Annotated in this window: 8 protein-coding genes; 4 read left to right on the forward strand and 4 right to left on the reverse strand. The window is 65.8% G+C overall.

Annotated elements, in window-relative coordinates:
• Window positions 1–189: 189 nt before the first annotated feature.
• Window positions 190–525 (reverse strand): hypothetical protein, encoded by a 336-nt coding sequence (locus Ae331Ps2_RS31545; protein WP_139319116.1) that lies wholly within the window; start codon window positions 523–525, stop codon window positions 190–192.
• An 889-nt stretch (window positions 526–1,414) separates the two neighbouring features.
• Complete coding sequence (locus Ae331Ps2_RS28355) at window positions 1,415–2,497, reverse strand: glycerophosphodiester phosphodiesterase (protein ID WP_233147888.1); 1,083 nt, start codon at window positions 2,495–2,497, stop codon at window positions 1,415–1,417.
• Window positions 2,498–2,768: 271 nt separating this feature from the next.
• On the opposite strand from Ae331Ps2_RS28355, the gene Ae331Ps2_RS28360 reads away from it, so the two are divergent.
• Together Ae331Ps2_RS28360 and Ae331Ps2_RS28365 are read left to right on the forward strand one after the other, a co-directional pair.
• The gene (locus tag Ae331Ps2_RS28360) at window positions 2,769–2,978 is read left to right on the forward strand and encodes a transglycosylase family protein (protein ID WP_083696401.1); all 210 of its coding nucleotides are present in this window, start codon (window positions 2,769–2,771) and stop codon (window positions 2,976–2,978) included.
• 152 nt (window positions 2,979–3,130) lie between these two features.
• Window positions 3,131–4,459 (forward strand): type IV secretory system conjugative DNA transfer family protein, encoded by a 1,329-nt coding sequence (locus Ae331Ps2_RS28365; protein WP_075313181.1) that lies wholly within the window; start codon window positions 3,131–3,133, stop codon window positions 4,457–4,459.
• A gap of 784 nt (window positions 4,460–5,243) precedes the next feature.
• Here the strand turns inward: Ae331Ps2_RS28365 and Ae331Ps2_RS28370 are convergent.
• Together Ae331Ps2_RS28370 and Ae331Ps2_RS28375 are read right to left on the reverse strand one after the other, a co-directional pair.
• Window positions 5,244–6,068, reverse strand: coding sequence for a transposase family protein (locus Ae331Ps2_RS28370; RefSeq protein ID WP_075329683.1), 825 nt, complete (start codon window positions 6,066–6,068; stop codon window positions 5,244–5,246).
• 128 nt (window positions 6,069–6,196) lie between these two features.
• Window positions 6,197–7,513 (reverse strand): IS630 family transposase, encoded by a 1,317-nt coding sequence (locus tag Ae331Ps2_RS28375; RefSeq protein ID WP_175581837.1) that lies wholly within the window; start codon window positions 7,511–7,513, stop codon window positions 6,197–6,199.
• Between the two features lie 78 nt (window positions 7,514–7,591).
• Between Ae331Ps2_RS28375 and Ae331Ps2_RS34410 the strand changes: the two genes are divergently transcribed.
• On the forward strand, window positions 7,592–7,666 hold the full coding sequence (locus Ae331Ps2_RS34410) for an AAA family ATPase (protein WP_075329863.1): 75 nt from the start codon (window positions 7,592–7,594) through the stop codon (window positions 7,664–7,666).
• Window positions 7,667–7,722: 56 nt separating this feature from the next.
• A partial coding sequence (locus Ae331Ps2_RS30750; protein ID WP_371336470.1) for an IS701 family transposase occupies window positions 7,723–8,460 on the forward strand: 738 nt, incomplete at its 3' end.

An 8,460-nucleotide genomic window follows, 5' to 3' on the forward strand; every position in this document is an offset into this window, starting at 1 on the left:
GCAGTACTAGGCATCCACCGATGACCTCCGCGCGCGACACCCACCACACGCGTCGCGCGCGGACCCGGAACTGCCGCGCCGCTTCCGGTCCTCACCCGCTAGCGCGGGCTCCGGTCCGGATCAACTTGCCCACGAGCCGCGCCGACGACACACCACCCGCCGCAGCCCGCCTCACCCGACAGTCCATGTTCACCGGTTTTCCTCCCAGTACTTCTCGATCGCCTCCGCCAAACCGTAAGAAGGATTCCTTTCTCTCCACTTACGCAACTCAGCCGGATCAATCTTTCTAGCCTTCGCCGCTCTTGTCGCAGCTTCTCGCTTTCTTTCAGTGCGAGAGAGCCCGGTACGGGCAAACACCGGCGACCCACCTGACGCCCACACCCCCACTCCAAGACCGAAGAAAGCTAGAGGAACGAAGACATCTTCTCCCATGAAGAGAAACGCCGCCCCGATGAGGGCGCAGATCAGCGCAATCCCACCACTCGTGATGAATACCGACGAACGCTCACGCGACATAAGCGCCACCGCCGTTCGCTACGCGCCGAACAACGATCAAGAGAAACACTGCGTACGCACCGCAGTAATTCCAAGCAACTCCGCCCCCAGGGCAGCCACCGGGCCCCCGATAGCTTGGATCTTCTCCCACCTGAAACTCGCCCCCCAGAAAGTCTGCACAGCCTCCTTGACGCCCCCCAGCTGCGCAACCAACTTCTTAATCTTCAGAATCTTAGCCGCAGGAACTAGAACACCACCTACCGCAACACCAATAGCCCCGACGCAACCAACAACACTAGCGCGAGATTGGCCACCGACAACAGAATAGTGCGACCGCAACCAATCCTGAGCAACAGAATCCCCCTGACGAAGAACCGAGTCAGGGACTGCACTAATACGCTCAAGGAACAGCGTCAGCCCTTCAATTCTGTCCCGCTCTTGCCCCGGAATGATCCCCAAGGAGCGGACACCAGCCACCGAAGCAGTAGCCACAGACGAAGTCTCAGCCGCAGCAACCCCCGCAGCCGAGCCCACGGCAACAGCCACGACCAACACCGCACCAATACCCCGGCACGCAAACCTCTTTGCACTCACGAGCGCATCCGAACACGCCCCCCCACCGGTCAAGAACCACTACCAGGCGCAATCATGCGACCACACTCGGTACTCGAAACGTGAAAACGTGAAACATCCACCTAACACGGTAATCCACCCAACCCAGAAAAACACCTCACCAGAACCGGACTTCGTGCCGTACCTCCCAAAGCGCTCCAGCACCACCAACCCGCAGGTCACAGCCCATACCCGGCCGGCCACCGCTCCAGAGCCCGATCAAGGCCGCTTCACAGGCGCTTCCAGTCGCTTCAAAGCCACATCAAAGCCGCTCTCTGGGGAGATTGGTCTGGCAGGCAGCTGGCTGTCAGTTGGCGCGAAGAGCAGCGACGGCGGTGTCGGTGTTGTCGGAGAAGACTCCGTCAACGCCGGCGTCGACGATTGCCGAGTATTCCGCGAATGCGTCGCCGAAGTCGGAGGCGGAACCGGGACGCCGCAGCTGTGCGGGTACGAACGCGTTCTCGTTACGGAACGTGTAGGGGTGCACAAGCAGGCCGGCGGTGTGAGCATCGCCGACCAGGGACGTTGTGGGTCCTGATGTTCCATCCTGGCTGAGAGGGACGATTTGTTCCTTCGATGGCCCGATCGCGTCGGCGTAACGAGCGATCTCCGTCAGCCCCGCCGGTGTGGTGAGCTCTTTCCACATCCGAGGCACTTGTCTTGCAGCCAGATCCGCCGGGCCGCCGGTCGCATCGGTAAGCTGTACGAGCGGGACCTGGAGTCGCTCACGCAACCACTTCAGGTTCCCGACCTCGAACGACTGGACAAAGACGGGCGCGCCTCGGCGGTTCAGTCCGTGCCGGTCGAGAGCAGCTACGAATGCTGGCTCCACTCGCAAACCGATGCCGGCGAAGTACGTCGAGTGCTTGATCTCGGGGTAGATCCCGATCTCCCGTCCGAGCTCTCGGGACATCCGCGCGCGCAGAGCCAGGTACTCGTCGAAGGTAGGGACCGGATACCGACCATTGTAGAGGGCATTGTGCGGACGGATGTCGGGGATGCGTTCAACCGCCCGCAGGGTACGGAGCTCAGCAAGCGTGAAGTCCTCGGTGAACCAACCTGTGTACGAGGTCCCGTCGATGGACTTTGTCGTGCGTCGGCTGGCGAACTCCGGTCGTCTCGCGACGTCGGTGGTACCGCCGATCTCGGGCTCATGCCGGCAGACCAGGTGCCCGTCGCGGGTCGGGACCACGTCACATTCGACGAAGTCTGCCCCCATCCGAGCCGCGAGCTCGTATGACGCGAGCGTGTGCTCAGGACGATATCCCGGTGCGCCGCGGTGGCCGATCACAATGGGCGCGGTCGTGTCCCGGCCGTGCGCGTCCGGCGAGGCGTACGCCGCCGTGGCTGAACCGATCGAGCCTGTGGCCGCGGCGCCGAGCCCGAGCACGATGAGGGCGCTGCGGCGAGAGAGGCGGCAAGCCCCCCGGTCAGGCGCGTAGGGCTCTACGTTGCTGCCACCTAGCGGTGAGAGATCAGGGTGTGTCGACATTTGAGGCAAAAACTATCACCGTCTTCCGGTTGGCGTGTGGCAGATGCTGCACGCCCCGCAGACCGGAGCCGCCAACATCCCCGCCGCACTCCGACATCACGGCCGCGACGCACTCCGACCACTCGAACTACTCAAGATCATCTGACTTTGCCGACCCCCTGCGGGGACGGTGCTGACGTCGGGCTGGGCGATCAATACCGGCAACGGCTACTCCGGGGGCCTGCAGTTCGACCAGGCCACATGGGAGGCCTACGGCGGCACAGGGTCGGCGCACGAGGCCAGCCGCGAGGAGCAGATCGCGGTGGCGGAGAAGGTCCGCGCCGCCCGCGACGGCTACTCGGCGTGGCCCGCCTGCAGCAAGAAGCTGGGACTGGCCTGAGCCATGACCAACCGCACGTGGCGCACGGCGTCGAGGACCTGCATGACCGTCGTGGCGATCGCCACGACGGTCACCGCGGTCCTCGCGCTGGCGTCGTGGACCTCCGACGCCCCGCAGGGCGATCGGGTGGTGGGACTCGGGTCGGCCGCTCCGTGGGGGATGTCGGCCGACCCGAGGACACCCACCACACCGCGGTCGAGCGGAGGTCCGCGGTCGCGGAGGACATCGGCATCCCCCTTCCGAAAGGCCCTGCTGGACAGCTCTACGCCCCGTTCGAGAACCCGTCGGGGACGCTCGCACCGACGCAGACCGGGAAGTCACGCCGGTTCTTGGCCCCGATCTGTCTCGCGGCGCCCGGCGCCCTGCTGTGCAGCACGACGAAGCCGGACCTCCTGATGCTGACCGCGATGGCCCGCTCGCGGCGACAGATGCCCGGGCCGATCCTGGTGTTCGACGCGACGGGCACGGTTCAGTGGCCGGCCAAGCTGCGCTGGTCGCCGGTGGCGGGGTGCGAACGGTTCGAGGTCGCAGAGCGACGAGCGCGCACGATGGTCGAGGCCTCTGCGGTGTTCGTCGAGTCGAGTGGGGGGACGGGCGCCGGCAACGACAGGGTCTTCCGTGAGCGTGCCGTGGGGGTGCTGGCTGCCTATCTGGTGGCAGCTGCGAAGGGTGGGCACGGGATCGCACGAGTCGTGGGGTGGGGGCTCTCGCGCAGCGATGAGCCGATCGAGCTGCTCGAGTACGAGTTCCCCGACCGCGCGCGGAATCTCCGAGCGGAGATGTCGATGGTCGCGGAGACCTCCGACGCCGTGTGGATGAGCGTGCGGCGAGTCCTGGCGCCGTTCCAGGACTCGACGCTCAGCGAGCTGTGCTCGCCTGGGCCTGGGGAGGAGTTCGACGCTCAGCGCTTCATCGGGCTGGGGGGAACGCTGTACCTCATCGCGGGCCAGCGCGAGGACGGCGCGATCGCACCGGTGCTGACGGCGCTCGCTGAGGAGTGGATCGACGCAGCTCGGTCGATGGCACTGCGTTACCCCAGCGAACGACTGGACCCACCAGCCACCGTGGTGCTCGACGAGCTGCCTTCGGCGACCCCGGTTCCCGACCTGCCGGCGACGCTGGCTGACTCCGCCGGTCGTGGAGTTCTGATCCACTGGGCTGCTCAGTCCAAGGCCCAGCTCGACAACACCTTCGGTCGGGACAGAGCAACGATGTTGCTCGACAACTCAGCTCTCATGGCGGTGTGGGGCGGCTTGAAGGACGGGTCGACACTGCAAAGGACGGGTCGACACTGCAGTGGTTGTCGTCCATCCTGGGCGACCACGAGCGCGACCGCGTTCAGTCCCCGACCGGACTCTTCGGGTCTGACCGAGGCGCGACTCGCAGCAGGGAGACCGTCCCTACTTTCCGGCCGTCGGCGGTGCGAACAGTCGAGCGGGGAGCGACGATTATCGTTTTCCGACACTTGCGAGCAATTGTAGGACTTACAGTTGACATCTACGATCGAAAGGATGGTAGCCAGTTGCGCGACGACGCCGAGACCGTCCGGTCGGGGCGCCCGCCGATCGACTCGCGGGGATACCCCTCCCAGAGTGATCGGATCGCCCGACCCGACCGCGGTAGCGTCGCAGGGTCGAACATTAATGCAGCTCAGAACACCTTCAAGCGATAGCACTTGTGATAGCTAGGACGACAGCATTGACACGTGGTCTAGCACCTGCGGTCGGCACTGGCCGCAAGTGCACGTTAACCATTAATGCAATACACGCACTCGCATCGGCATTGACATTAGATTTATCAACCGTGTCATGCATCGCACGTTTCACCACGCCGACCACTGCGATTAGCAACGCTGTTACGTTCGCCTGTTAGTGCAGCTCTAGGCGTGCTTACCTGACTCTGCACGAGTACGCAGGCAAACAACACCGCGTCGTTTACAGCAGTACGACATACATACCTGCGTGCTCGTCGCCACACGTCCGCGCGTCGCTGCTTGTGCAGCAGGACACGTCGTCGTAAGCACACGTGTCTGACGGACCGTTGTCGCGCCTCAGAGCGGCGCAGCACGTGCGGGCGTGTCGGTCCTTGCTGGACCGCTGATGACCCCGTACACCTAATCTGCTCGCTGCGCGCAGGCCTCCATGAGCAGCTGTGTGCCCGCGGCAGCCTTTAACCGAGCGTGACTTAGGGTGTGGCGATGTCGACAGGAGAGACGATGGCCAGGCACGCCGAACAGCTAGTGAGGTGTTCTCAGTAGCGGGTTGATCATGTCGTGCGGTCGTACTCGGTGTGGAGTAGTACGAGCGCAGCTGCGGTGATCGCGCCGGTGCGCCAGGGACATAGCGTGACTCGCCGCAACGCGGCGAAGGTGGTCTTGAGCAGGGCGTTTCCGCGTTCGGCCAGAGCACGAAGGGCTGAGTGCAGGGTGTTGACGGTGCGCTGGTTGACCGTCTGCCCGCGGCCGGGGACGGGTTTGATGGGCACGGTGAGCCGGTCGGCTTCGCCTTCGTAGCCGAGGTCGCCCAGCGCGGCGTGGGTGTCGTCGGTGAACGCGGCCAGGCCCTCGAGCAGCCCGGGGTGGGTACGGGCGCAGCGGGTGTCGTGCTCGCGGCCCGGCCGCACGTCGCTGGTCCATAGCGGCCATCCATCAGGTGCGGTGAGGACCTGGATGTTCCCGCCGTGGCGGCGGTGCTTGCCCGACCACCACAGGTCGACCCCGGGGGTGAGGCCGAGCGCGCGGCACCGGTCGGTGGCGATCAGGGTGCCGTCGAGATTCACGTGGGTGTGCCCGGCTGTGCGGGCGGCGAGCAGGGCTCCGTGCAGGCCGGGTGCGGCCGCGGCGAGGACGTCGATGCCTTCGTGCAGGTAACGGTAGGCCGTTGCAGTGCTGATCGCGTTGTCACCGGCCAAACATCGGACCCGGGTAGCATCACAGAACCAGCGGATCACCAGCACTGCCTGGGCGAACGGGGTCAACGCCCGCCGCCGGGTGCCACGTCGACGGCGTTGAAGGACCAGGAGCCGCGCCAGATAGGCCACGGTGCGCTCCCCGATCGGGAGGACAGCGGTGTAGGTGACAGGATCAGACATGCAGGACCTCGGTGACGGTGTCGATCTGTGCTGGACCGAACCGATCTACCGGGGTCCTGCCCCGTTCCCGCTCATCTCACCACCCTCGGCGTGTCGCCACGACCTGCCACCCCGCTACTGAGAACACCTCAGTGTCCCGCGCCGGAAATTCGCTGTAGAAGTCTGCTGAGGGATTCGAGGATTTCGTCGGCGGTCTTGGTCCAGACGAACGGCTTCGGGTCGGTGTTCCAGGCCTTGACCCATGCGCGTAGGTCGGCTTCGAGGGCTTGGACCGATCGGTGATCGCTGCGGCGTAGCAGGTCGTCGGTGACGTGGGCGAACAGTCGCTCGACCTGGTTGAGCCAGGAGCTGTAGGTCGGGGTGAAGTGCATGGTGAACCGCGGGTGGCCCGCCAGCCACCTGCTGACCGTGGGGTGTTTGTGGGTGGCGTAGTTGTCGCAGATCACGTGCACGTCCAGCCCGGCGGGGACCTGGGTGTCGATCAAGGCCAGGAACTTGCGGAACTCGGTGGCGCGGTGGGATCGGTAGGTCTTTCCGATCACGGTCCCGTCGGCCACGTTCATCCCCGCGAACAGGGTCGTGGTGCCGTGCCGGACGTAGTCGTGGGTGCGTTTCTCGGGCATGCCCGGCATCATCGGGAACGCGGGCTGGGACCGGGCCAGGGCCTGGACCTGGGACTTCTCGTCCACGCTGTAGACCACCGCGTTCTCGGGCGGGTTCAGATACAGCCCGACCACGTCGTGGACCTTCTCCACGAACAGCGGGTCGTTGGACAGCTTGAACCCGTCGGCCCGGTGGGGCCTGAGGTTGAACCCCTTCCAGATCCGCCCGATCGTCGAGCGTGACAACCCGGTCCGCTCGGCCATCTTGGCCCGGCTCCAGTGCGTCGCGTTCGCCGGTGTGGACTCCAGCGTCGCGATAACCACGTCCTCGACCTGCTCGGCGGTGATCGTGGCCGGCCGCCCCGGCCGGTCCTCGTCGTGCAGCCCGGCCAGTCGCCGCTCGAGGAACCTGCAGCGCCACTTGCCCACCGTCATCGGGTGACACCCGAGCTGTTCGGCGACCTGGTGGTTGTCCAGGCCGTCCGCACACGCCAGCACGATCCGGCACCGCAGCGCCAGGGCCTGTGACGACGTGGCCCGCCTGACCCACCGCTGCAGCTGTTCACGCTCGTCTGGCTCCAGCACCAGATCCGCTTTCGCCCGCCCCGGGCGCGCCCGATCGGCCAGCCCGTCCAGCCGTGACGCTGCGAATCGCTTGCGCACGTTGAGCACCGTCATCGCCGTGACGCCCAACTCGTCGGCCAGCCGGGCATACACCACACCCGGCTCCGCACACCCCAGAATGATCTTGGCGCGGGTGGCCAACCGCGCCGAATCCCCCCGCGCCCACTCCACCAACCGGGCGCACTCCTCCTCACTCAGGACGAACTCGGGCGGCGGCACGCAACTCAACATACCGACACCCTATCTATTTAACTATCGAACTTGAGGCGCGGGACACTAGCACGAGAAGATGCGCTCTTGCGGACCATCGCACTCGTCAACGACAAGGGCGGGGTCGGTAAGACGACGTTGGCGGTCAACCTAGTACTGTAACGGCAGTTCGGCGTGTGGTGAGAGGCTGACGGCCGTTCGGCGGTGATGATCACCGCGTGGTTGATCTTGCCGGGTGGGTGGCCTCGTTGGACGCGGTGGTGGAGCTGATCTCTGGCCGTTTCCGCAGGGTCGAGCCGCGCCGGCGGGTCGGAACCTACCTGCGAGGCCTGCTCGCGGGGCTCGAGCGGAAGAACGGCTGGACCCTCGCCGAACACGCCGGGGCGATGTCGCCGGACGGGATGCAGCGGCTGCTGCGCACCGCGGACTGGGACGTCGACGGGGTCCGCGACGACCTGCGCGGCTACGTCCTGCAACATCTCACCGACACCGCGTCGGGGGTGTTCATCGTGGACGAGACCGGGTTCATCAAGAAGGGCCTGCGTTCGGCCGGGGTGCAGCGCCAGTACACCGGCACCAGCGGGAAGATCGACAACTGTCAGCTCGGTGTGTTCCTGGCCTACGCCTCGAAGCGGGGGCGGGCGTTGATCGACCGGGAGCTCTACCTGCCGACCTCGTGGACCGAGGACCGCGAACGCTGCGAGCGCGCGGATGTCCCCGATGACGTCGAGTTCGCCACGAAACCGCAGCTGGGGACGGCGATGCTGGCCCGCACGTACGCCGCTGGGGCACTCACGTCCGGGTCGTGGGTGACCGCGGACGAGGTCTACGGGCAGAACCCGGGCTTTCGCGACTGGCTCACCGAGCGGGAGATCCCGTTCGTGTTGGCCACCCGCAATGACGACATGCTCACCAGCCCGGACGGGAATCGTCGCCCGGCCAAGGCCCTGGCCACG

The organism is Pseudonocardia sp. Ae331_Ps2 (genome assembly GCF_001932405.1).
GTDB lineage: Bacteria > Actinomycetota > Actinomycetes > Mycobacteriales > Pseudonocardiaceae > Pseudonocardia.

Excerpts from the sequence above, each read along its gene's own strand:
- Ae331Ps2_RS28370 (WP_075329683.1), bottom strand. The coding sequence starts at position 6,068 with ATGTCTGATCCTGTCACCTACACCGCTGTCCTCCCGATCGGGGAGCGC.